We start from the raw sequence: 25,636 nt of genomic DNA, 5'->3' as shown, positions 1-25,636 counted from the left end.
GCCACTGTTCCGGCCTGTTGCGGTCGCCGTGATGTCGAGCTTGAAATCGTTCCGTCGATGTCGTCCAGATACTGCCATCGCCTGTTCGAAGCTGCAGGAGCCGTGACTTCAGTTGAGGAGACAGAACCGCCAGTTGCTCGTAATAAGAGTTCCACGGGTCCCGTTCGGGCAGATGGAGTTCGGCCAGGTCGGCAAGCTGAAATTCCTTGATGCCCTCTGCCGTCAGTAGAGTCACCCCCTGAGGGGCCCAGCGTAGCGAACGGAACGAGTGGGAATGTCCCGTTCGCAGCCAGACCGTTCCTGGTTGGAGAGTCTGGCTTGATTGTGGAGACTGGGGGGCCACCGGCGTCCAGACGATTCTGCGCAGCCAATCCGTGGTCACTCGTAGAATGACGGGGTTCGTCACGTCGGGAGGTTGAATATCCGCCGCAGGCTTGACCAGCAGGTAAGGGAACGAAGATTCGTAGGTGTTCTCTCGACCGGTCGAGTAACCAGTCACCTCACCCGCCAGTCGGTCACCGTTGTCGAACTCGAGGTAGGAAACAGGGACGGGGGGGATCGGGGTTTGTCGATCGAGCAACCAGCGGAAGGGACTTTCTGTACTGAAGAGAGGTTTGTCACCGATGCGGGCGGAAGCATCGGGTTCGTTCCAGTCGAGAACCTCCGGTGCTTCTGCCCTGGTTCCGTCTGCAAACAGAGCAGAATATCGGTCGGCGGCGGAAGCGACCTGTGAGGCAAGGTGTAACGCCGTAAGCAGGATCCACCAGCGACGCATTCGATTTCCCTTCACAAGGGCGAAACATCCATCATGCAGCCAGGCTTATCAGGGTGCGTCGTGGCACCGGTTCTCCGGCTACGGCGTCGCCGTCCTCGACAGCGCGCCGTCATGCATCTGCTTCACGATATCGACTCCCACGAGGTCGCTCCATGCAGCCATCAGGCGTTGGAAGACAGGACCCGGAACTCCGGCTCCAATCGGGCTGCCGTTGAATCGGGTTACGGGTAGCATGCAATGAGGAGTCGAAGTGAGGAAGGCCTCGGTTGCTCGCGAAAGTTCATCCGGTCGGATGCGGGCGGTAACGAAAGTGAGCCCCAGCGACGTTGCCAGCTCTCCGGCGACATCACGGCTGATTCCAGCAAGAACGTGCTGGGAGGGCGTCGCAATCGTCGACCCCGTCACGATGCAGAGGTTTCCCGTCCCGGTCTCCGTCAGTAACCCATCGTGATCGGTCAAAAGCGCCATGGCGGCCGGGTCAACTTTCTTCGCTTCCAGGTCGGCCAGATGCCAGTGAAGGCGGCTGCGGTGTTTGATGCGGGTGTCGATGACATCGTCTGGTAGGCTTTTGACAGAAGTTGTCACGAGATGCAGGCCCGTAAGGTAACGACCGGACCAGAGCTCGAATGGGAGCGGGAATGTATGAACGCAAACTGAGGGTGTCCGTGCCCGGGTTCGCTCATGCATTCCCAGATAGGTCAGGTTCTGACCGGCGGTAACAAAAATGATCAGTCCCAGATCGTGATCCCGTGGGATCAGCTTGGCATTGTTCTGGACAACTTGAAGGCAGATCGACTGGATTTCGGATGACGAAAGCCCCGGATCGACCTTGACGACGTCCAGCGACTGCTCGAGCCGTCGTAGATGCTCGTCAAGGCGGAAGGGGACATGCCGAAATGTTCTTGCCATTTCCGAAACGGACGACCCCGCAACGACTCCCAGGTCAAAAACGGACAGCGCCGCCTTCGAGACGGGAAGAAACTCACCATTCAAATAGGCAATCGCTTCGTTCATGGGAGTGTTTCCGATGTTCAAGGAACTCAAGACGCGGGAACGGAGGATCGCTGCAAGTCGAAAGGTTTTGAGTGATGGACCGACCAAATCCATTGTATCTTGTGACTTTGGAGCGACTTACCGTCAAGGATGGACTACTTCGCGATCCCCTGCCGGAAGAACAGAGCAATGCATTTTTTCGGTTTTTTCAGGCTGTTTCTGAGACGCTGGAACAAAAGGGAAATTCGGTGCAGCCGCGCGGGGACCGGCCCTTGAATTCATGCCGGTGCCTCAGGGAAAAGGTCCTCATTTGACGAATCAAATACCTCGGATCGGTTGATCGCCCTGATGCCGCGATATTCCGGCACAACGGACGGATTTTTTAATTGAGCAGGATGAGTTACGATGGGATTCTGCTTCCCGAGAAACGATATTCCGCTCGCGAGAGCTTTGTTTTGTATTGTGTTTACTGAAGTCAACTGCGAAGGGTGACAAGTTTTGAACCACGATGTGTATGACAATCCGCTGATCGGTCGGTATGCCTCAACAGAGATGAGCCAGCTCTGGTCTCCACAGACCAAGCATTCGACGTGGCGGCGACTGTGGGTTGCTCTGGCCGAATCGGAACGGGAACTGGGGCTCGAAATCAGTCAGGCTCAGGTCGATGAACTGAAGGCAAATGTCGACAACATCGATTTCGCCGCAGCGGCACAGCATGAGAAACGATTGCGTCACGATGTGATGGCACACGTCCACGCCTATGGAGATGTCTGCCCGCTGGCCCGGCCGATCATTCACCTGGGGGCCACCAGTTGCTATGTCACCGACAACACCGATCTGATTCTGATGCGCCGCGGACTGGAAATGCTGCGCGCAAAACTGGTCGCGACCATTGACCGACTCGCAAAGTTTGCCGCCGAATATCGAGATCTCCCCTGCCTCGGATTTACCCATCTCCAACCGGCGCAACCGGTGACCGTCGGCAAGCGGGCGACGCTGTGGTGTTACGACCTGGTCCTCGATCTGGAAGAGCTCTCACACCGCATCGATTCGCTAAAGCTGCGCGGCGTCAAAGGGACGACCGGGACACAAGCGACGTTCCTGGCACTGTTCGATGGCGATCATTCCAAAGTGGACGAACTCGATCGAATCGTCTGTAGGAAGCTTGGTTTCGATTCGGCCTATGCCGTGACCGGGCAGACTTACTCGCGAAAAGTCGACTCGCAGGTCATCGACGTACTGGCAGGACTCTCACAAACGGCGCACAAGGCTGGCAGCGATTTGAGACTGCTGCAAAGTCGCAAGGAAGTGGAAGAGCCCTTCGAGAAGCACCAGATCGGATCGTCGGCCATGGCCTACAAGCGGAACCCGATGCGTTCCGAACGGATGTGCGGTCTGGCTCGATTCGTTATGGGATTGTCGTCTTCGGCCGCTCAGACGACTGCAACCCAATGGATGGAGCGAACGCTGGACGACAGTGCAATTCGTCGACTGACCATCCCACAGGCCTTCCTGGCCGCTGACGCGATCCTGATCCTGTATCGGAACATCGTCGAGGGACTGGTCGTTTACCCCAAGGTCATCGCCAGGCATCTTGAAGAGGAACTCCCCTTCATGGCGACAGAAGAGATTCTGATGGCGGGTGTTCGCGCGGGAGGTGACCGTCAGGAACTCCATGAAAAAATCCGGGTCCACAGTATCGAAGCAGGCCAGCAGGTGAAGGCTCACGGCCAGGCCAACGACCTGATCGACCGATTAAAGAAAGAGCCGAGCTTCGCCAATGTCGATTTGACAGGGGCTCTCGATCCAAAACGGTTCATCGGCCGCTCGCCGGAGCAGGTTGACCGCTTCATCGAAGACGTGATCGAACCGATCCGCCGGAAGTATGCCGGCGATCTGAACCGCTCAGTCGAAGAATTGCACGTTTGAGACCTGCAAAACCGAGGGGTCTGAGTGTCAATCCGCTTTGGCAGGCACGGGCGTCTCTCGTTTGCGCCTGTGCCTCCAGCGGCGTTGATTGATTGACTGAGATCCCGTTCTCGATGTTTGCTCGGTAGAGTCCCCGTTGATTCCCACAGTGGTGGAACGACGACTGCAATTCTTGCTTTTACACGTTTCTGGATAGGATCTGCGATGGCGAAGACACTCGATTGTCTCTGCGTGGGAATTGTTGTTGCCGATATGGTCTGCCACCCAATCGAAGAAATGCCACGGGCCGGCGCGTTGACCAAAACCGAGAGCATTCAGTTCTCGATTGGGGGATGTTCGGCCAATCTGGGGGTCGACCTTGCCCGGTTGGGTCTCAACGTCGGTCTTTCCGGTCGCGTCGGCTCAGACTTGTTCGGTCGGGAAGTTTGCCGATTACTTGGCGATTCGGGGGTTGATACGTCCCTGATTGAAGTCAGCCCAACGGCTCCGACCAGCAGCACGTTTGTCCTTAACGTGGCGGGCGAGGATCGCAGATTCGTACACTGCGTTGGTGCCAACGGCGAGTTCGACGGTCACGAGATCACCGCCGAGCAGATTCGGGGGGTGAAGGCGATCTTCATCGGGGGATTCTGCCTGATGGACTCACTGAAACCCGAACAAGCCATCCGCTTGTTCCGTCTGGCTCGGGAAAACAACGTTAAAACGTTCCTCAACGTCGTGCTCTCGGAAAATACAGACACGATGGCGTGGCTGACAGGTGTGTTGCCCTGGACCGACTACTTCTTCTGTAATAATGACGAAGCCCGTCGAATCACGGGTGAACTGGGTGCCGTCAAGCAGGTTGAGGCGTTGCGGGATCTCGGGGCCGGCACCGCCATTGTCACTCACGGCGAGCATGGCGCAGTGCTGGCGGGTGAAGGGAAACTCATCAGGTCCGGTGTCTATCCGGTCACTCCCGTTGATGCCACCGGAACCGGGGATGCGTTCACTGCCGGGTTCCTCTACGGGGTTTTGCGGGGTGTACCCGAAGAAGAGTGTCTGAAGTTCGGCAGTGCCATGGGAGCCAGTTGTGTCCGTTCAGTCGGCGCGACAACGGGGGTTTTTAACGCTCGGGAACTGGCCGAATTCGTGTCGAAGACCCGACTTGATATTGAAAACCTGGATGAATAGTCGGACGTCAGCGACGCTGGATCGGGGCACCGCAGGAATGGAGTTGCGGGCCCGATCGAACAATCGCCTGTGACCTTCATTCCTCTTGTGAGCAGTTGAGATCGGTGTGCCGGCCAACTTCTCAGTCTGAGGCGGCGGAGGGCGACGATACGGGGGCCGTATCCCGCAGGGTCAATTCAAAGCAGGCGATCTCTTCGGCATTGCGGACAAACAACTTACCGTGTGCGATGACAGGATGGTTCCAGGTCTTACCTTCAATCGCCTTGAATCGACTGACTTCTTTGTGATGATCGGGCTTGGCTTCGACAAGGGCCACCTCCCCCTGCTCCGTCAGGATCAACAGGAGATTGTCCGCTGCGACGAGCAATACCTGACCATTGCCATAGCCTCGAGCCCTCCACTTTAACTTGCCATCGTTCAGGCCGATGCACATGAAAATGTTGCCGTCAAAGCCATAAAGATCGTCTCCCGCCACGACAAAATCGTTGAAATAAGGCTTGAAGACTCGGGCGGTCCACAGTTCGCTGACTTTCCATTGGTCCCCGTCCTTTTGGACATGAAGTCGTCGAGTTCCCTCGGACATCCCCGTTCCGACCAGCAAATCGGTACTCGTCAGGATGGCGGGCTGGGCGATACGGGCCTGTTCTACGGGCCAGTGATGCGCCCATAGCGTTTTTCCCGTATCAGGATCCAGAGCACAGATCCCCGCGTTGGTCGAAATCAGGAGTTGTTCGACTTCATCCATGACGGCCGACTGGGTTGAAGAGTAACTCTGCAGACCCTCGCCGCCGGTCCAGGCGAGATCTCCGTTCTCGATATGATAGGCCACGACGCTTTTTCCATCCGGCCCACCCGCGAAGACTGAAACGAGTCCACGACAGATGAAGGGAGAACTTGAAAATCCCCACTGAGGGACGGTCGCCCCGGAATCTTTCACAATATCAGCCGACCAGAAAAGCTTGCCGGTGGCCGCATCCAGGCAATTGAGTACCCCATTTGCCCCTTGAGCGTACAGGCGACCTTCATGAAACGTGGGTGTTCCACGAGGGCCGGGACCTGCAACGATCTCTTCGAAACGAGTGGCATCACGGTGTTCCCAGATCGCCTTTCCTGTGTTGGTGTCGTAGCACATGACGAGTTCGTCACCACCCCGTTGCTCTTGTGTGAACAGGTGGCTGCCAATAACCGAGAACGATGACCAGCCCGGGCCAATCCGGTGCCGCCAAAGCTCTTTGGGAGGAGCGGTGTCCCAATCAGTGCGGATGTGAGTCCCCGTCAAGCGACTGTCACGTTGAGGACCGCGAAAAGCGGGCCAGTCCCCGTCTGTGACCTTGAGTTCCATCGCTTCATTCGGTTCGGGGTTCTGGGGAGTCGGATCTGCTCTCCTTAATTCAGAAAGGAGCTTTTCTTCCTGGGTGGGGATCCACCGCCAATTGAAAGTCGACTTAAAGTTTCCATCCATCCCATCCACACGCAAGAGGGAGAAATACACTCCCGTTACGACAAAAATCAGGATCAGACCCGTCTTCCGGACTGACCACGGCAACCAGTAGGTGAGAAGCAGCCACCCAACCCATAACACGGCGACCATTGGCACTGCAAAGAGGACCAGAGCCAGGGCAGGAAAGTTCTTTCCGGCAACCAGTACCGTGATCATCGCGACAAGGACAAACGTGCCCGCGATCAGTAACCGGTCGTTCCAGCGGACACGACTGGCAAAGAGCCACCAGACCAGCAGGAGCACCATGGCAACAGCAGGGCTGACAAGCATCGTCAGGAAGAACTTCAGGGGAAATGGTTCACCGACAAGGGACCAGATCTGAGTTAATCCCCACGCGCCCAGAATGACGAGCGCGGGCCATAATCGAAGCTGAGAGGGAGCGGGAGACGCCGTCGTATCAGGGAAAGTTTGCAGTTGGCCATCAGACATGAGAAGTTACCTTCGGTCGAAGATGTGAGAGCGTTTCGAATCGATGCTCTATCAACTATCTTAGAAATCACTCTCATTTTTGGCAGCCCCGAATCGCCGGGTTGGTCATGGCAATCGTCACGCATCAGTGGGAATTCATCCGTGCTGACAATTGCGGTCGAATCAGTCAAGAAAAAGCAGGAGAAAACGGAATGAAGTCCACGGTGGAAGAGATCCGACGTCGGTTTGATGCGGATGTGGAAAGGTTCTCAAATCTCTCGACAGGTCAGTCGGCGACAGTCGATGCTCCCCTCGCCATGGAATTGGTCGCTCAGGCCGCTATTGCTGCAACTCCTTTTGGACAGCGAGTCGTTGATGTGGGATGCGGCGCCGGAAATTACACGCTCAAACTGCTCGAACAAAAGCCGAATCTCGATGCGACGCTGATTGATCTGAGCCTGCCCATGCTTGAACGGGCCAAGGGACGGGTTGAAGCGGCAACGTCAGGTCAAGTAACAACCCTTCAAGGGGATATTCGCGAGATTGCACTGCCAGCGGAGGGGTGTGATATCATCCTCGCGGCTGCGGTCCTGCATCATTTGCGGACCGATGCGGAATGGAAAAGCGTCTTCGAGGGCTTCCATCGAGCATTGAAACCGGGCGGATCCATTTGGATCTTTGATCTGGTGGAAAGCTCAATTCCTGCCATTCAGTCCCTCATGTGGCATCGCTATGGAGACTATTTGAAAGGTTTTAAGGACGAAGCCTATCGTGATCATGTTTATGCCTACATCGAGCAGGAAGATACGCCGCGTCCGCTGATGTTTCAGTTGGATCTGCTGCGGCAAGTGGGGTTCCAGCAGGTCGAAATACTGCATAAGAACAGTTGTTTTGCGGCCTTTGGTGCAGTGAAGTCTGTCTGAAGCGTCCAGCTCCAGCCCATCCCAGCCGATTCTTGATGCGCAGAGACCTTCTTCGAGTCTAAAGTTCCCAATGGAAACGAATCCTTTCGCCGTCCTGTCCTTGATCGTTGCTCCGGCGATCCTGACGAATGCAACCTCGGTCCTCATCATGAGCACCAGCAATCGGCTCGCCCGCAGCGTCGACCGTGCCCGTGAATTGTCGAAGCAGCTTGAAGAGACGACGCGGTATGAGTCCGAAGATGCACAGCGGCGACTGCGGGAGGTCAATGCAGCCAAGCGTCGTGCGCTCCTGCTGCTGCACGCACTGAGAAGCCTTTACCTCGCGCTGGGAGCGTTTGCTTCATCCGCGTTCGTCTCGCTGCTCGGGGCGGTAACTGCTCCTGCGCAGCTTGCAGTTCTGGTGATTACCATGGAAATCGCAGCAGTGATTGCGGGGATGGTCGCGGTTGGCGCAATGGTTTACGGGACACTGCTGTTGCTCAGGGAAACAAAGATCGCGGTGCGAGTGATCTCTGAACGCGTTGAGAACGTCTTTGATCGGATCGAACGGCTCGACCCGATGGGAAGCAAAGAGAACACTTATCCGTAGTCCTGACTGATCGCGCTTGCGAAACGTTTAACGACGAAGTCGCTGTTTAAGGTGCCGATGAGCACGGAACGTCGTCGGAATGCAACTGCTCGAATAAGTCATGATCAGACGCGAATGGCATTTGGACAATACCATCGCTACGATCATGCGACTCACGGAAAACGGAAACAGGCAGTACACGTAACGAATGATCGAATATAATCGGTACAGTTGGTGGAAGACGACATTCTCTTGGAAGGGGACTGCGCTCTCACGAGTCGCGGGACGCGTTCTGCTGTTCACCTCTTATGCAGCTGGCGTTCAACTGGTCTACGAAGCGGGGTTGAGTACCGGGCTGTACGACAAATTCTTCGGGATTGATCCGGTCGCACACGCGGTGCTGGGGTCGTTGCTCGGGTTTCTGATTGTGTTCCGGATGAACTCGTCGAATGCCCGATATTGGGAAGGCCGATCGAGCTGGGGACAGATCATCAATGCCAGTCGAAATCTGGTGCGAATCGGAAGCGAATTCTCAACTGAAGGTCGCGAACTGGCTGGACTGGTTGCAGGTTTTGCAATCTGTCTGCGACGGTCGTTACAAGGACACCGCGATACGCAGGACACGGAATACTACCTGAGTGAGAAAGTCCGGCAGTCTGTCGAGAGCTTCGGCAATCCCCCCACTGGTGTTGCCGCAGCGATCTCGGCCTGGATCGGACGCCAGTTTCGGGCGGGAACCATCGACACGATGACTGTCCGTCAACTTGAAGAGCAGTTGTCGAAACTGGTCGATGCACAAGGGGCGTGTGAGAAGATCCAGAAAACACCCTTGCCCTTTGCTTACGTCGTGATGGTGAAGCAACTGATTCTGGCCTACCTGATCACTCTCCCTCTCGTCCTGTGCGAACGCTGCGGATGGTGGTCGCCCCTGTTGATGATCGTGATCTCGCTGGGCCAGTTTGGAATGGAAGAGGCGAGCGTGGAAATCGAGGACCCGTTCGGCACGGACGATAATTGTCTCGACATGCAGTCTTACTGTCTGACGATCGCACGCGACACCGGACAACTCGCCACACGTTCCATGCATGCGATCAGCAAGTAGGACCGTCAGCACGATGGGACTCAAGGTCCCCTCGCTTAACTTGCGAGCAGGCATTCCTCGTTTGGTCGAGAACAGAATTTCCTGAAGTCTGCAGTAACGCAATCGGATTCCAGATAGCCTGCAGCGGGCCTATCGAAGCGTGGTACTTCCTCTCAGCGATGATGACCGCCGCCTGGGGTTAGATCAGTTCCTTGATCGGATCCCCAAAGGGAAGGATCGGAACAGGGCGCCCAGCGAAGTTGATAAAGTTGTGGGCAGCGTCGATACCAAGGTGCCGATAGACGGTCGCGAGCAGATCCTGGGGAGTCACGGGAGATTGTGTCGGGTATTCTGCTTTTGAGTTCGTGGCCCCAACGACCTGTCCCATTCGCAGGCCACCCCCTGAGATCAAGGCACTGAACGCCTGTGGCCAGTGGTCTCGTCCGTAACTCGGCTGCCCCTGGAAATTGGTTTGTGCAAAACCCAGGCGAGGCGTGCGCCCGAATTCTCCGCAGGCAAGAACGAGGATTTTCCGATCAAGGCCCCGTTCAAAAATTTCCCCGATGAGTGCGCTGAGCGCCTGATCCATTTGCGGGAGGCGTTCGCAGTTGGCGACGCCCAGATCAAACGCGGCGGCATGGTCGTCCCAGCTGAAGTGAGGACTCTTATCATTGGTCGCCGTCGCATCGATGTTGATGACCGCGACTCCCGCTTCGGCCAGTCGTCGTGCAAGCAAACAGCTTTGTCCCCAGCGATGGGAACCGTAGCGTTCGCGGACGGAATCCGGTTCCTGTTTTAAGTCAAACGCTGCGGCAACCGAGGTGCTCGAGAGGATGTCAAAAGCTGCCCCACGAAATTGATCAATGCCATCAAGAGAGCCGTTCAGATCAAGATCCCGGCGATACCGGTCGAGTTGTGAGACCAGCGACCGACGTTCAATGAATCTGTTGTTGTCTGTATCGGCGATCAGTTTCAGGTTTGGTGGGGAAAAATCCTTCACCGAAGGGTCTCCCGTTTCGAACGCTTTTGAGCTGAGGCCCAGGTACTGAGGCTGCGTCATGAACGGTGCTTTATGAGCGCCGACGTACTGAGGAAGCCCGTCCGGTCGAGGACCCCGCATCCGGGCCGCGATCATGCCAAAGTCAGGATGCTCGGAACGAGCCTGGGAGGTCACGTCGGGAACGGTCGGTGTTTTTCCGGTCAGCACCTCGATGCTGCCGTCGTTGTGGGCAGACATTTCATGATGCAGCGATCGAATGATTGAGAACTTATCCGCTATTTTCGCCTGCAGCGGCAGATGCTCGCAGATATCCATGCCGGGGATATTGGTGGCAATAGGCCGGAACGGGCCGCGATAGTCCGTTGGCGCATTCGGTTTCAGGTCGTAGGTCTCGAGCTGGCTGGGACCGCCCCACATCCAGAAGAGAATCACCGAGGTTTCGGAATGGGACTGACCTGCCGCTGCCCTGCTGGCGAGGACGTCAGGAAGCGTCATACCTCCCAGGGCCAAAGCCCCGATCCGCATGAACTCACGTCGCGTCGCAGGTCCCAGGCAATTCAGTTGCTGTTTCATATCAGTCCTCTGCCACTTCTCGCGAGACATGCATTGCAATCACCGAAGCACTCTGAGGAATCACCGGAGAGATCGGAATCAGATCCGGTTGTTCCTCTAAACATAACCATTCGTGGTTGGCTTGCACATTTAGGAAAGTTTGACGGATGCCGCTTGGCCAGCGAATCGTAACTTCGCTTGCCAATGTGTGTTGACCCAATCCTAAAGTAAGCGACCGCTGGTTACATCCCTGATATCCATCCCCTGCCGTGAGGTGTTGCGTCTGCTTGCGCTCTCCGGCAAGGACGGTGACGATCGCTCCGATCGCGTCACGGTCAGATTGGATACCCCTTAGATGCATGACGAGTGAGTGACCGGCGGACGTCGTGCGGTTCGTCAACAACGCGGCGGGGGCTTCAAGATGAGAAATCGCAATGTCTTCTTTCCCATCGCGATTCCAGTCAAGTCGGCACATCCCTCGTCCCAGATACTCACGCTGAAAGAACGGGCCTGCGGATTGGGGAGAAATCTCCTGAAAGATTCCATCCTCCCGTCCTCGAAAGATTTGTGGACGCATCGCGTACGGCTGACCGTATGCTTGCTGGTCGTCCACATGCCCGTTCGTTACCAGAAAATCGCGAAGGCCATCCGTATCAGCGTCAATCGATTGAACTCCGAAGCCAAGCATCGGAAGGCTGGGTTGTGTTAAGCCGACAGACGCGGTCGCATCGACGAAGGCGTCGTTCTCGACCTGAAGGTAAAGGGTGTTCGATTCCATGTAAAAGTTGGTCACGAACAGATCCAGCTTACCATCGCCATTAAAGTCATCCGCTGCAATTCCCATACACCCTTGTGCCTGGCCGTCCGCGTTAAGTGCGACTCCATGCGATAGTCCCACCTCTTCAAACTCAGGTGAGCCACCCCGGTGTGGCGCGCGATTGGTGTAAAAGAAATTGGAGACAAGATCATTGGCGACGAACACATCGAGTTTGCCGGACTGGTGGAAATCCGCGATCAGAAGCCCCAATCCTTTGCCGTTCGGCGCTGCGAGACCTGATACCACGGACGCGTCGCTGAATGAACCGTCCCCGTTATTGAGCAGGAACTGGGATTCCGCTGCAGGAAACTCGAAGGGAGCACACATCCTTGGCACGCCATCTTTATGGTGGCACATCCGTTCGAAAACATCTTCCGCATACAGATAGTTCACTGCGTACAAGTCGGGCCATGTGTCGCCGTTCAAGTCGGCGATCGCGCAACTTGTCGTCCAGCGCCCTTCATGCGGCGGCAGCAGATGAGTCGTCTCACGGAAGGTACCGTCCCCTTCGTTGTGAAAAAGACGGTTACCCCCGATGTTTGCAACCAGAAGGTCCGGGAATCCGTCGTTGTCGTAATCGCCGAAAGCCAGCCCCTGACTGAACCCGGACTCACGAATTCCGCACGAGTCGGTTACATCCAGAAACTGGCCTGTTCCGAGATTCCGGTAGAGCCTGTCCAGATACTCGGTTCGCGAGAGTTCGACCGGCCATTTGCACCCCTGGGTGAAATAGAGATCGGGCCAACTGTCGAGGTCAAAGTCAGTGCTTCCGACCCCGCCCCCTGTGAATTCGAACATTTGCTGACCCGCAGTTTGGGGGGCGGCGCTATTGAAATATGTAAAGTGGATTCCTGTCGCTGCCGCGTCATCCGAGAAAGAGATGGCTGTCGGGGCCGGGGAATTCGTCGAGGCAAACGTCTGACGTCCCTGATTAGTGACAGGCCAGTTAGGTACGGGGTACATCGAGAGATCAACCTGAATGGCGGGATTGGATGCTTCGTCCGTCAATGGCGAATGATCTGTCAGTCGTCGTCGCATGCTTTCAATCATGAGGGATGGCCAGGAAGCTTGCGGGTCGAGACGCTGGGCAAGTTGGCTCCAACCCCAGGCTTCCCAGTAACGGCCCAGTCGTTCCATTTGCTCTGCTACGCGCTGAAGCGGTTTAAGCGATTCCTGCACTCCCGTGAAGAGAGCTGCTTCCGCATCTTTAAGTTCCTGCAGGAGTTCTAAACGATGCAGAAAGGGTTGAGCCCGCTCCACTTCATCTGGCTGGAGCAGCAATTGCGACAGCCGGTTCAGGGCAAGTCGGTAATTGGGATTCCTGCGAATTGACTCCCAGTAACAGCGAATGGCTGCATCGTTCATGCCTTCCACTTGCGCTCGCTGCCCGAGCGCAAGCCAGATTTCTGGATGCTCCCGGGCGGATTCGGAGAGTTGTGAATTCCAGGCGACAAATTCGCTAAGGCGACTTTCCGGTGCTGCGAGCAGTCCCCCGAGCAAGGCTTGAGCGGAAATCTGCTGGGGGTCAAGTTTCACCGCGAGCGCCGCCCAGCAACGCGATTCATCGAGGCGTCCGGCCCGATAGGCATTCCATCCCATCCCCAGTGCAGCGAGCGGATCGTCTGGAGCGGCCTCAACGCAGGCCTTCAATAAGGGGGCATCGTCGTGAACGCCAGTCTCCGATCCGATAAGGATCAATTGACTCGTTGAAAATGCTCCTAGGCGAATCAGCTTCAGTGTCGGCGGAATTGCTTCCCAGCGCTGGCCTGTCAGACCGAGCAGATCTGCATATCCGCTGTTCGCCCCGACGTGTTGGGGATCGTGGCGAAGAACTTTCAGATTGAGATTTACGGCAGAGGAAAGCTGGTGCCGTTGAAAAGCGAGCAGGTGGGCGGCAACGGAGCCTGCATTGGCTTTTTGTGAGGTGTCAATTTCGCCAAGCTGTGAGTAAAAACTCCAGGCCTGATCGAACTGCTGCTCTGCAGTGGCAGCGGCACCCCCGATGACGATCGCCGCAGCATTGTTCTCGTCCAGTGTCAATACGCGGCGGGAAAGACGAACGGCGTCTGCAAAGCGTCGCTCTTCAAAGGCCGCTCTCGCCGCAGCCAGTGTCGCGTCGAGGTCAGGAGAACCGAGGAAATAGCACCAGAACGCCGCTCCGGCAAACGCCAGAGCGGCTGAGAAGGTAACCAGAGCTCTCGTCATTGGTCGAGACATTGCGTCACTCAATCGCCGGTGACATCACTGTAAGGCAAATCTGTAAAGAAGAACGAGGACACAACGAACGGGGATGAACCCGTCAGGGCTGCATATCGAATTTAAACGTATTGCCGCTCCGGGTGGGTTCAACCGTTGCGAGCAAGCCACTGGTCGCGGCTTGGCGGTACTTGACCGGAAAATTTGGATACGTCTTGGGGGGTGTCTTTGGCGGACCACCCGGAGGAGGTGGCGTCAGGACACTCGGAGGCGGTTCGACGTAAACACGGTACTGCCCTTCGATCAGGCCTTTGTCCATGATGAAGTTTCCAGAACCGTCGATGTACGCCACAATTCCCCCGCCATCCTGCCGGTAAAAGGTAATCATCCCTTCGGTGACAGGAGTTCCTTTGAACGTGACGGAGCCGGAAACAGGGTATTTCGGGGGCCCCGATTTTCCGCAACCATTCAACCCCATCAATATCAGACCAAATAAGAACAGATGTGATAGTGCGCGCTTCATATCAACCTTTCACTTTTTTCGTGCTCGCAAGACCACTTAAAACTCACCGATCGTTTTGCCGTCGTTCATGACGGAGAGCCTGATGAGTGTTCCCAAATCGACATTCTGCGAGATGAATCGAGCCGATCCATCTGCGAGAAGAATCTGGCATCCTCCCGTGTGATGTGAGTTCAGTACTGTATTCAAATACCAGGGCTGATTGCCGCTGGCGGCACCCGAAGCATTGATCTGATAACGGACAGTTGTGATCCCCACGACGATTTCGCAACCGGTGACCGCGGGGAATACGGTACGACCAAGGCTGGTGCCGCCCCAGCCACCCCAGTAGTTCGCGCGAACGTCCTGATTGTCGAGCGCAGCAGATTGCTCGCCCACGATCATGGTGTTGGAGGTGCCGTCAACCGCGTCACGCATGTTCTGGTTTCGCAGAGCAGGCAGCAGACCGTTATGACAAGCACGTCCAGAGTAAACGATGTCCGTGCAAAGCCCCTGTCCGGAGGGATCCCAGCGATTAGGGGCTAACTCATCAACTCCACCCGAGATTCCGACGTAGTCCATGGTCTGGCCACGGTCGAAATTGTTCATGACCCCCAGTGTCGAATTACGGGGCAAAGGATTGGAGGGACAGTTGTAGACCGGAACGAGCAGTCCCCGGAGTACGGAGTTAATTCCGTACGTGCCGCCCCAGGCGTTGAAGTCACCCGGCTCGGAAGTAAAGGTAATCTGGTTGAAGACGGTACCTTGATCCAGATAGGGAAGAATACTGAGCCGCCAGTTCCCCAGGTAGTTGGCGTGATTGCCCAGGGGAAAACTGTTGTAAGTGTCGTGGTAGTTGTGCAGTGCAAGCCCCATCTGCTTGAGATGATTCTTGCACTGGGTCCTGCGGGCTGCCTCACGGGCCTGCTGTACCGCGGGTAACAGCAGAGCGATCAGAACTGCGATGATGGCAATCACGACCAGCAGTTCAATGAGCGTAAATCCCCTCGCCTTTCGTAATAGATGCCTTACGTAGGACTGTCTCTTCATGATCATCAGTAACCTCCGTTCCCGAACAAAAAAGGCCTGCGGAATCAAATGTCGAAGCGAAAATGCTTGAAACACGACCCCTCAGAGCGGTAAGACGCGAAACACAAAAGAGCAAAAAGTAAAGAACGCTTCTTAGCGGGATATCATCTGCATCAGATTGTCGGCGTTGACACCGTCGTCGGAGATGGAAGGGACGAATCAGAAGTTTCTGACTCAGATCCTTTGTTCGGGATTGGAATCGGTCGCTGAACTGCGATCAGGACAAACAGTGCTGCGATTGTCAGAAACATCAGTCTGTTCAGTGTTCCTTCGGGAATGGACATATCTGAACGTTCGAGCTGAAACAGCACTGCAGAGAGTGGCGAATAGATTAGCGCTGCAAGCGCCCCTCCCACCGCGCCGGAGATCAGACGCTGCAGGTAGCCAATCGAATCTGTCCTGACCGAGGTCAGAAGCAATGACAAGCCCGCTGCCATTCCACTCCACCCGACAGCGTGACCGATGATCGTCTTCAATGAAGGGTCCAGCCCGAGTGTCTCAAGGTTCATTAGAAGTGCCGCTTCTAGTACGCCACCGGCAGCGGCGAACGTCCCTCCCAGTAGGCTGCCCGAAAGAGTCATCCGAAGCATGGTCGTGGGTGAAGAGTGTGGAAAGGCAAGAAGCAAGCCGAAGAAGGCGCCCGTAGCGGCACCGAAGACACCCAGGGACGAGGCGGTCGTTTTGTAGAGGGATGTCCAACGGTTTGACCGCTCTTTTGCCCAGGCAATCGGGTCGTCACGCCGGGCGCGGATTCGATTCGTCATTTCTACCGAGAGATTTTCGACAGGGAATGCTCCATCAAGCGACATAACCGCGGGGAGTGAAGTTGCCGCTCCCAGCAACGCGACGATGATCGTCGTCAGCAGCGAGAGACGCCGGGATGCCACGTTCGTCGCTGGTGCCGTAATTACTGGCATCGCTGCTTGAACCTTGGTCGGATCCTCTGTGAGGCCCACTTGATCTCTCGGTGCCGTCGCGAGTGTCGAATCGGAATTCATTCGCAGCTTCCTTACGCCGAAAGGGCTGAAAACCAAGGCTGAAGCGTCAGACAGGAGTGATACCGTCGATTGCAAACGAAGTTGTTACAAAATATAACCAACAATCGATTTGTATACAATCGACAGTGGACACGCAAAGTGCATGCCGTGGGAAGCGGTTCCTCCAGGACGTCTGTCGCCTGCTGATGACGACCACCCTAGTAAGCAAGATGGGGGGACTACGACACGATTACTGCGACAATTCGTTGCAAAGCTGCCAGCCATGGCGGCTAATCGATACCGAAGCCCGTGCTTGCATGAATGGTCAATACCCTATGAGCGTAAATTAGTGAGCCACAGTTGTCGTAGTGATTTCCTTTTGACCACGTCGTGAGTGGACTCATAAAAGGGGCGTCAATGAGCGAACGTCGGCACCAAACTTGCGAACGGAATCTCCCGCGATTCCTCGTTCTCGAAATCAGACGTCAGCGGCGCCTAAGCGACTCGATTTGCCGGAAAATGTGTATGACGATCCTCCAGGTCAAAACGATGTCCTTGCGGGGAAAGTGGGTTTCCGCGTTTCCAGTTCCGCTGATTCTGCTATTGTGTGGTGGCTGCTCGGACCCGTCGTTGTCATCTGACGAGGTCCAATGGCCGCATGCCAAAGTTGAGCTGGCGACGACCGCCTCCCCCCGGGCGCTTTCCCCTGATCTGGAGACCACGTCTGAGACGGCTGAAAGTTCTCGCTCCGCCGAACCACTCATCAGCTTCCAAAATAGTATCGGTCTTCGCATGGTCACGCTTCCAGGGGGGCGTGTGCTCATTGGTTCGCCGGAGAGTGATTCAGAAGCCCAGCCTGATGAGAAACCTCAGCACTGGGCAGACGTCAAAGGCCCGTTTTCGATCGGCGTCTATGAAGTGACCTTCGGCGAGTTCCGAAAGTTTGTCGCGGCAACCGGGTATGAAACGATGGCGGAGCGAGAGAATATGGGCTTTGCCTTCAATTCGCAGTCCAGGAGACTGGAACCCAAGGCCGGAAGTTCGTGGAAGTCCACGGGGTTTCTCCAAACTGATGATCACCCGGTAATTAACGTCGCGTATGAAGACGCAATGGCATTTTGTGACTGGCTCACAACAAAGGAACCGTTGAGATATCGCCTTCCCTCAGAACTGGAATGGGAATACGCCTGTCGGGGCGGAACGACGACGAAATGGAGTTGTGGTGATTCGGTAGAATCGCTGAAAGATTACAGCAACTTGTGCGATTCCAAATTGCAGGCGGCCTATCCCTTTGCCACATGGTCCGTGGAGTGGAGTGACGGTTTTGCTTTCACTGCACCCGTAGGTACCTTCCGTCCGAATCCGTTCGGACTCTACGACATGCATGGGAATGTGTTCGAATGGTGCGCTGACTTCTGGCCCGAGGTTGGTTATGACGGGCTTAAACTGCCTCCGTCCGACGAGCCGATTCCTTCCGGAGCCCGAATCACCCGGGGTGGTTCATTCCTCAGTTTGACCACTTTCACTCGATCTGCCGACCGTGTCTGCCTGCAGCCACAAATTCGAAACTGTATTGTCGGGTTTCGCGTCGTTTGTACGGATAAGGAACCGCCGGATGCTAAACAGACGGGTGAGTTGCCATGAAAGATTCTGTCCGTCAACGGATGGCGGTCAGCGTTGCGGTGCTCGCACTCGCGCTGTGTGCGCAGCATCTCGGTGCGAGTCACTCCCGAACTCGCTTGCTCGAGAATTCATCTCCATCCGTGGTTCCAGGTGAACGACTCATTCTCGAGATGCGGGGGGGCGACCTTCACTGGACCATGCGGTATCCGGGGCCCGACAAAAGATTGCACACGGCTGATGATGTATGCACGCAAGGACCATTTCATTTGCCCAGAGGCGTCGCAGTCACGCTTCAAATGAGCAGCGGCGATTACCTTTATTCAATTTCACTCCCTTCGCTGCAACTTCGGCAGATGGCAGTACCTGACTTGCAATTTGAGCTGGAAATTCCCCCCTTGCGTCACGAGTCGCTCGAGTTCGTCGGTGATCAGTTTTGTGGCGGAAGTCACCGTCGCCTGTCAGGACGCTTCATTGTCGATCCCGCTGAGAATTTTCGACGTTGGGTAAGTACCTGCGAACCGCGTTGATCGCCGTGCCCGAAGAGATTTTGACGAGAGAGATGGCCTGTGGCCGTGAGAGTCGTAATGCACCGATCAGCATGTACCACGTTCCTGTTCTCCGGAATCGTCGGAGTCGTATTCCTGATGGGGTGCGGCCGAGATTCGGCACCAAGCGCAGCGGTCGAGGTTCCTGTTGCGGTGGAATCCAAGTCCGATGATCAGGACCGCCCTGCGCGAGAGGACAGGTTGCCCGTCTTGGGAGAAATTCCTCCCTTCTCTCTTGTCGACCAGTCAGGAGAAATCGCTCGTTCCAGCAAGTACTACGGCAAAGTCTGGCTCGCCAATTTCATCTTCACTCGTTGTACTTCGACGTGTCCTCAGCAGACGATGAAATTGGCGGACCTGAGTGACCGACTGAAGACGGAAGTCGCATCGAACAAGCTCAGACTCGTCAGTTTCACTGTCGATCCAGAGTTTGACACACCCGCGATTCTCGCGCGTTACTCGGAAACTCGCAGGATTGATCATCGCTACTGGGATTTCCTCACGGGGCCGCGTCAGGATTTGTGGGAACTCTGCCGGCAGGGTTTCAAGCTGCCTGTACAAGAGGACGTAGCGAATGTTGCCATGCCAATCCTGCATAGCTCTCAGTTTGTCCTTGTCGATCAATTGGGGCGTGTGCGGGGGTACTACAACGGAATCTCCGAAAGCAGTTTGAATTCATTGAAACGGGATGTGAAGTCCCTCATCGCGGAACTGAAACCGGTCCCGGACGAGATCATGTCCCCTCCCTGGCTCGATGAACGCGCCCGGCGCCAGAGAGAGCAGATCAAAGAGTCTTCAATTTTTCATCAGTTCTCTTTTGCAGATCACCGGGGTTCGAGCGGCATTGGCTTCGTGAACCGAGTGGTCCCCGATGCTGCAAAGCGGTATCAGGCGACGCACTACGATCACGGAAACGGAGTTGCCGCCGCCGACGTCGATGGCGACGGTCTCATCGACCTGTACTTTGTGTCGCAACTCGGAGGTCATCAGCTCTGGAAGAACATGGGGGGCGGGATCTTCCAGGACATGACTGAAACTGCGGGAGTCGCTCTGAAGGGGCGGATTGGTGTGACGGCGTCGTTTGGAGATCTCGACAACGATGGCGACCCTGATTTGTTCGTGACAACGGTCCGAGGAGGCAATGTCCTCTTCCGAAATGAAGGAAACGGGAAATTCACCGACGTCACGGCAGTTGCCGAAGTCGGTCATGTGGGACACTCTTCGGCGGCGGTGCTCTTCGACTACGACCGAGATGGCCTGCTGGACATCTTCGTCTGCAATGTGGGGGCGTATTCCTCAAACGAACTGGCCCCGGAGGGTTACCACGTTGCTTTTCCGGATGCCTTCGCCGGGCATCTGAAACCTGAAGAACGGAATGAGAAAAGCATTTTGTATCGCAATCTGGGCAACCTCAAATTTGCCGATGTGACGACGGATATGAAGCTGGTTGACGAAAGCTGGTCGGGGGATGCGACTCCACTGGATGCGAACCAGGATGGATGGATTGACCTCTACATCCTGAATATGCAGGGACATAACGAGTACTACGAAAACATCGGAGGCAAAGAATTTCGGAAGCGAAGTCGCGAGCTATTTCCCAAAACTCCGTGGGGAGCGATGGGAGTGAAAGTCTTTGATTTTGATAACGACGGACAGCTCGACATATACATCACCGATATGCATTCCGACATGAGTCAGCAGGTGGGCCCGGACAGGGAAAAGGAAAAGTCTCAGATGGTCTGGCCCGAATCGCTCCTTCAGACGAAAGGAGAAAGCGTCTGGGGGAATGCGCTCTACCGAAAGTTGGGACCGGACTCGTATACCGAAATTTCCGACCAGGTCGGTGCTGAAAACTATTGGCCGTGGGGACTGAGTGTCGGTGATCTCAACGCGGACGGGTTTGATGACGTGTTCATCACTGCCAGCATGAACTTTCCGTTCCGCTACGCAGTGAACTCGCTCTTACTGAATGAGGCCGGAAAGCGTTTTGTTGACGCCGAATTTGTCGTGGGGGTTGAACCTCGCAGCGACGGTCGCACTGCCCTTCCCTGGTTTGAAGTTGACTGCTCGGGAGCGGACGAAGGACATCTCGATTGCGAGGGACGAACGGGGCACCTGACCGTCTGGTCCGCCATCGGATCGCGGTCCTCTGTTATCTTTGATCTGGATAACGACGGCGACCTCGACATTGTTACAAACGATTTCGGATCAGAGCCACTGGTCCTGATCAGTAACCTGTCGGACCAGCAGCAGCTGAACTACCTGAAGGTGACATTGATCGGAAAGGGTTCGAACCGAGATGGGTGCGGAGCGGTTGTTGCCATCAAGACTGCCGACCAGCGTTCGCTGAAAGTGCACGATGGCAAGTCTGGCTACTTGTCCCAAAGTGTTTTGCCTTTGTATTTCGGGCTGGGAACGTCGACCGTCGTTGAGCAGATCGAAGTTCATTGGCCCTCTGGACGATCCCAGACCGTGGCGGGGCCAATAACGGCGAATCAGTCCCTTGTCATTCAAGAAGAATGACAGGCGATTCAGGCGAACGGTGTACTCCCGGGGTGAAACGCGATGAACGCTATTTCCATGAGCGTAACAAATAGGGAGTCTTTGTACCTTCGATGATTCGATAATCGCAATTGAGTTTCAGGGAGGAAAACGACTGGACGAAGCCGTTGGGCCATTCAACGATTATCGAATCGACGGTTGAGTCGTCGGCACATCCAATGACGATACAGCGTTGATTTGTGCTCTGATTGCCATCCCCTGCAGTGAGCTGACGAACAATTGTTCTTGCACCGGTTTTTATTCGGACGACCGTGCCGATAGCATCTCGCTCACAGTTGGTACCGGAAAAGAACAGCCTGATGCCGTGTGCTGTGGGGGACGTGCGATTCGTCAGCAACGCTGCGGGGACATCCAGATGAGTGATGACCATGTCTTCGTAACCATCACGATTCCAGTCGAGAAGGGCCATTCCGCGACCGAGGTATGATCGTTCGAAATAATCCCCGACCTTCGCTGGGGTGAGAGGAACCATCTGCCCGCCGCCGCGATTGCGAAAGAGGGCGGGTCTCATCTGATATGGCTTTCCGAGGTCGCTGAGATTATTCACATGGCCGTTGGTGATGGCGATATCGAGCCATCCATCCAGATCGGCGTCGAGAAACTGTGTCCCCCATCCGACGAGGTTTCGCTTTGGATCTGCCAGGCCGGACCGCACTGACGCGTCTTCGAACTGGCTCGGCTCGGTTTGAAGGTACAGGGTGTTTGTTTCCCCTTCAAAGTTGGTCACGAACAGGTCGATCAACCCGTTTCCATCAATGTCACCTGCGGCGACACCCATCCCGGACTGAATTCGACCGTCGGCGTTGAGAGCTGATCCGCTTGCCAGTCCTTCGTCTGTGAAATGAGGCTCCAAACCATCGGCAGATCGGGTGTTATGCAGTAGAAAGTTGGGGCCGACATCGTTGGCAATATAAAGTCCGAGGGGACCCGAGTTCGGGAACCTGGCTGCAATGACGCCGAGACCTTTACCGACGAAGTCCCCGACACCGGCAGAGGACGTTCGATCATCGATGCTTCCATCCCCCTGATTGAGATAGAAGCGATCATGGGACCCAGGGAATGATTGAGGCAGACAGGAGCGGGCGATGCCATCACTTCCGCCGCAGACTCGATCCCACAGATCGTCGCCCGCGAGATAGTTGACCACGTAGATGTCTGGGAAACCGTCTCCAGAGAAGTCAGCAATGACTGCGCTCGCCCCGTAGTCGTGGTCCGCAATTCGCGCTTGTCGGGTGACATCCATAAACGTCCCGTCACCCTGATTCAGAAACAACCGATCGGCTTCGCTGTTCGCGACATAAATGTCAGGGAATCCATCCCCATTGATATCTCCGATCGACGCTCCCAGGCTGAAACCACGCTCGACAAGTCCTGCAGACTCCGTGACATCGCGGAACGATCCATTCCCTAGATTACGGTGCAGACGGTCTGTTTCCGTTCGCTCAGTTCCGGCTGGCCAGTCCCCCCCTTGAGGAAAATAGAGGTCGGGCCACTCATCGCGATCGAAGTCGATGACGGACACACCCCCGCCGGTGACCTCAAACATATGCTTGATGCCTTCGGCAGGACTTCCGCCGTTGATGTATTGGAATGAGAGGGTGGTGCTCGCGGTTGAGTCCTCGAATTGAATTGACGACTCAGCGATGGGCTGAGCCATGGTGAGAGACGAGGCGCCTTCTGATGACGAAGTCGTGTCCCACGCCCAACCCGACAAATCAAACTGCAGTGCGGGGGACGATTCGGGATGGGAACGGGTCAGTATTTCCCCGGCAACGGACACGGGTTCCGTGACACGTCTCGGGACGGAACCTTTCTTTTGCTGAAATCCCTCAAGGATGCGGGTCCACGCTGTCTGTTCCACTTCGAGCCTGCACCTTTGAGCCGTGTCTCGGGCCAGTTTGATGTGAAACTCTTCTCCCACGCGGAACGCGAGTTCGGCAGCGCGAGCATATTCCTCCAGCAGGCTGGCCCGCTGCAGGAAGGTTTCGGCTTCTGTCTTTCGGCCAAGCTGAAGCAAGAGTTGCCCAAGTCGATAACTTGCCGTTGCCTGCTCAGGATCGCGGCGTAGTACTTCCCAGTAGCAGCGAGCGGCCGACATGCCTTCGCCGCGTCGGCTGGCCAGGACAGCACGAACGTACCAGACTCCCGGATGGTGATTCTCTCGTCGCGAAGCTTCCCACCACTCGGGGATGTCCATCGTGGATTCATCTGAAATCATCATCAATCCCCAGCGCGACAACGCCTCGGAAGCGTGTGCGGGGGAACGGAGAGCGGTCCGAAAAGCTCGCTCAGCCTGAAGTTGATGGCCCTGCTCTGCCATGAGACGTCCCCAGCCGAGTATCGCTGCAGGGTCGCTGTCATTATGGCTCAGATACTGAGAGATGACTTTAGGGTCGTCCATCGCTCGATCGCCCAGAGCGATCAAATAGATGTCCGTTTCCGTCGGTGAGCCAGAGTTGATGAGGGCAAGGCGATGGGGAAGAGCCTCGTAGTTGCGTGACTGAAGGCCGAGGATATAGGCCATCCGATTATGGGCGTCGGCGTGAAGTGGATTCTGCTTCAAGGCACGGCGGAACATCCCCTCCGCCTTCGAAAGCTGGAAACCCCGGAACAGGTAGAGATCCCCCGCGGCACAACGGGCCTTGACCGAGATGCTGCTACCGTCATCAGGGATCCGGTTAAAATGGTCGGTCGCTTCTCGCCAGCTACCTGTCTCGCGTAGTGTCAGGGCGGTGAGATAGATCCCCTCGCTGGACTGGGGATCCTGCTTCAGCAAACGCGCCGCGTAGCGTTCTGCGTCAGCGATTCGTTGCTGTTCGACCGCTTCGATCCCTCGCCGAAACAATTCGTCTGAGGATAGCCATTCCCGCGTTGCCAGCCACCCGAGAATACAAACTGTCACCGCGACGAACGTCACGCCGGTGAACAGTGGACCTGTGCTCCAGGATTTCGCTGAAGTCATTCTGTCCTTCTCGTGTCGTCGATGGCCTCAGCAAGACTCGGTTGACCATCCGGGCTCTTCTGCACGAGATGGATTTCCTGATTTGCTGAGACATCAGCGAGGTGTTCCTGCGAGCCATCTGGCCAGCGAATGGTCAGGCCATCGGCGACTTTGAATTCGCCCAGGCCGACGACCAAAGAGGTCTGATGCTGGGACAGATATCCACCGACGGGACGAATGGTACGGGTAAGGACGCGGGTGCCAATCTTCAATTCGAGTCGGGTTTCCAGAGCGTCCCGATTCGCGGTTCGCGCATGCAGGACGAGCCCGATCCAGTTCCGTTTAAGTTGCTGGTCGTTCCGGAATAAACGAGGACTTCCACCGACTGTTGTCATCAGCAAGTCCAGATCTCCATCTCCATCGAAGTCTGCATAGGCGACCCCGCGGCCGGAGATTGGCTGGCAGAACTCTTCACCACAGTCAGCCGACGTCAGCGGCACAAACTCAGGTGGATCGGATCTGGACTGCCAGAATAGAAGAGGGGTCTGTCGCCAGGACTGGCTTTGCTGAAGGGTGTCGAAGTTCTCCTGGATCTGACCGTTGTTGAGAACCACATCTAGATTGCCGTCCAGGTCCATGTCTACGAAACAGATCCCGAACGTCAGGAAGGGACGAGATACCGTAGCGATTCCTGCTGGAAGGCTCTGGTCTGTGAAAACCTTGTCCTCTTTCGATCGGACATAGAGCGAGTCGGGGAGATTTCCCGCCCGCCCCATTCCAATCGCGATCGCCTGGTCATCGGACAGGACCGCGCAATCGATTCCGAACGAGCGTGTAGCCATCCCGTAGCGGTCATACGCCATGCCCAGTTCCGTGCTGGTTTCCTGAAACCCGCCCTGGGTCGTGTTAAGGTATGCCAGATTCTGGCCCGCATCCCCCGTCACAGCCAGGTCCGTCCATCCATCGTCATTGAGATCGCAGGCGACGACAGCAAGCGTTTTCGGAACTGGCTGACCCGTATCACGGTTTTTGACAACGACGCCGACCGCTGCTGTCGTATCGTTAAACGTCCCATCGCCAAGATTCTCATAGAAATAGGGCTGCACACCCGCGAAAAGATCAGGGTCGCAGTACGACCGAGTGGCACCATCCCAACAGCAGTTCAGCCCACGATCGAGCTCGGCCGACCAATTGAGGTAGTTTCCAATGAAGAGATCGAGATCACCGTCACGGTCATAATCGACCCAGCAGCTTCCCATGCTCCAGACACGGGCATCTCCCGCTATGCCCGTTGCGTCCGTTACTTCGCGAAAGGTGCCTCCCCGATTGTGAAACAGCCGATTCGGTCCCAGCGATGTAATCAGAATGTCAGGCCACCCGTCGTTATCAAAGTCGGCGGCGGTCCCACCCATTCCAACAAGACTGGCTGCGAGTCCGGCCTCAACTGTCACGTCAGAAAACGAGCCTGTTCCATCATTGCGGTAAAG

At 56.0% G+C, this 25,636-nt stretch carries 17 protein-coding genes; 7 read left to right on the top strand and 10 right to left on the bottom strand.

Annotated features, from left to right (window positions below; all coding sequences use genetic code 11):
• Together VGE80_RS12760 and VGE80_RS12755 are read right to left on the bottom strand one after the other, a co-directional pair.
• Positions 1-775, bottom strand: a 775-nt coding sequence (locus tag VGE80_RS12760) for a hypothetical protein (RefSeq protein ID WP_440592939.1), incomplete at its 3' end; no start/stop codon positions are given.
• A gap of 78 nt (positions 776-853) precedes the next feature.
• Positions 854-1,789: an aminotransferase class IV gene (locus VGE80_RS12755; RefSeq protein WP_397569768.1), complete on the bottom strand. Its 936-nt coding sequence runs from the start codon at positions 1,787-1,789 to the stop codon at positions 854-856.
• Positions 1,790-2,266: 477 nt separating this feature from the next.
• On the opposite strand from VGE80_RS12755, the gene purB reads away from it, so the two are divergent.
• Complete coding sequence (gene purB / locus VGE80_RS12750; RefSeq protein ID WP_440592938.1) at positions 2,267-3,697, top strand: adenylosuccinate lyase; 1,431 nt, start codon at positions 2,267-2,269, stop codon at positions 3,695-3,697.
• Between the two features lie 204 nt (positions 3,698-3,901).
• Positions 3,902-4,867 carry a carbohydrate kinase family protein gene (locus VGE80_RS12745; protein ID WP_397569769.1) on the top strand — a complete coding sequence of 322 codons (966 nt, stop codon included), beginning with the start codon at positions 3,902-3,904 and terminating at the stop codon, positions 4,865-4,867.
• A gap of 121 nt (positions 4,868-4,988) precedes the next feature.
• On the opposite strand, the gene VGE80_RS12740 is transcribed toward VGE80_RS12745, so the two are convergent.
• Positions 4,989-6,797: an outer membrane protein assembly factor BamB family protein gene (locus VGE80_RS12740; protein WP_440592937.1), complete on the bottom strand. Its 1,809-nt coding sequence runs from the start codon at positions 6,795-6,797 to the stop codon at positions 4,989-4,991.
• Positions 6,798-6,988: 191 nt separating this feature from the next.
• On the opposite strand from VGE80_RS12740, the gene VGE80_RS12735 reads away from it, so the two are divergent.
• The 3 genes from VGE80_RS12735 to VGE80_RS12725 all read left to right on the top strand — a co-directional run bounded on the left by VGE80_RS12735 (position 6,989) and on the right by VGE80_RS12725 (position 9,369).
• Positions 6,989-7,699 carry a class I SAM-dependent methyltransferase gene (locus VGE80_RS12735; RefSeq protein ID WP_440592936.1) on the top strand — a complete coding sequence of 237 codons (711 nt, stop codon included), beginning with the start codon at positions 6,989-6,991 and terminating at the stop codon, positions 7,697-7,699.
• Between the two features lie 70 nt (positions 7,700-7,769).
• Positions 7,770-8,288 carry a DUF2721 domain-containing protein gene (locus VGE80_RS12730; RefSeq protein ID WP_440592935.1) on the top strand — a complete coding sequence of 173 codons (519 nt, stop codon included), beginning with the start codon at positions 7,770-7,772 and terminating at the stop codon, positions 8,286-8,288.
• A gap of 187 nt (positions 8,289-8,475) precedes the next feature.
• Positions 8,476-9,369, top strand: a complete 894-nt coding sequence (locus VGE80_RS12725) for a bestrophin family protein (protein WP_373652393.1) — start codon at positions 8,476-8,478, stop codon at positions 9,367-9,369.
• Positions 9,370-9,547: 178 nt separating this feature from the next.
• Here the strand turns inward: VGE80_RS12725 and VGE80_RS12720 are convergent, their stop codons facing one another.
• From VGE80_RS12720 to VGE80_RS12700, 5 genes are all read right to left on the bottom strand, one after another.
• The gene (locus VGE80_RS12720; protein ID WP_440592934.1) at positions 9,548-10,921 is read right to left on the bottom strand and encodes a DUF1501 domain-containing protein; all 1,374 of its coding nucleotides are present in this window, start codon (positions 10,919-10,921) and stop codon (positions 9,548-9,550) included.
• 1 nt (position 10,922) lies between these two features.
• The gene (locus VGE80_RS12715; protein WP_440592933.1) at positions 10,923-13,934 is read right to left on the bottom strand and encodes an FG-GAP-like repeat-containing protein; all 3,012 of its coding nucleotides are present in this window, start codon (positions 13,932-13,934) and stop codon (positions 10,923-10,925) included.
• An 82-nt stretch (positions 13,935-14,016) separates the two neighbouring features.
• Positions 14,017-14,436, bottom strand: a complete 420-nt coding sequence (locus VGE80_RS12710; protein WP_373652390.1) for a carboxypeptidase regulatory-like domain-containing protein — start codon at positions 14,434-14,436, stop codon at positions 14,017-14,019.
• A 36-nt stretch (positions 14,437-14,472) separates the two neighbouring features.
• Complete coding sequence (locus VGE80_RS12705) at positions 14,473-15,468, bottom strand: DUF1559 family PulG-like putative transporter (RefSeq protein ID WP_397569774.1); 996 nt, start codon at positions 15,466-15,468, stop codon at positions 14,473-14,475.
• Positions 15,469-15,614: 146 nt separating this feature from the next.
• Positions 15,615-16,499 carry a hypothetical protein gene (locus tag VGE80_RS12700; protein ID WP_440592932.1) on the bottom strand — a complete coding sequence of 295 codons (885 nt, stop codon included), beginning with the start codon at positions 16,497-16,499 and terminating at the stop codon, positions 15,615-15,617.
• A gap of 504 nt (positions 16,500-17,003) precedes the next feature.
• Between VGE80_RS12700 and VGE80_RS12695 the strand changes: the two genes are divergently transcribed.
• The gene (locus VGE80_RS12695) at positions 17,004-18,122 is read left to right on the top strand and encodes a formylglycine-generating enzyme family protein (RefSeq protein WP_440592931.1); all 1,119 of its coding nucleotides are present in this window, start codon (positions 17,004-17,006) and stop codon (positions 18,120-18,122) included.
• 563 nt (positions 18,123-18,685) lie between these two features.
• Positions 18,686-21,169, top strand: coding sequence for an FG-GAP-like repeat-containing protein (locus tag VGE80_RS12690; RefSeq protein ID WP_373652386.1), 2,484 nt, complete (start codon positions 18,686-18,688; stop codon positions 21,167-21,169).
• 49 nt (positions 21,170-21,218) lie between these two features.
• Here the strand turns inward: VGE80_RS12690 and VGE80_RS12685 are convergent, their stop codons facing one another.
• Entirely contained in the window at positions 21,219-24,170 is a 2,952-nt protein-coding gene (locus VGE80_RS12685) for an FG-GAP-like repeat-containing protein (protein WP_440592930.1), read from the bottom strand.
• Positions 24,167-25,636: CRTAC1 family protein (locus VGE80_RS12680; RefSeq protein WP_440592929.1), on the bottom strand; the 1,470-nt coding region annotated here is incomplete at its 5' end. The genes VGE80_RS12680 and VGE80_RS12685, both read right to left, overlap by 4 nt.

Origin of the sequence: Schlesneria sp. (genome assembly GCF_036405755.1) — a bacterium.
Classification (GTDB): Bacteria; Planctomycetota; Planctomycetia; order Planctomycetales; family Planctomycetaceae; genus Schlesneria; species Schlesneria sphaerica.
Note: the sequence above shows the minus strand (reverse complement) of the source record. Positions and strands in the feature narration are given on the sequence as shown.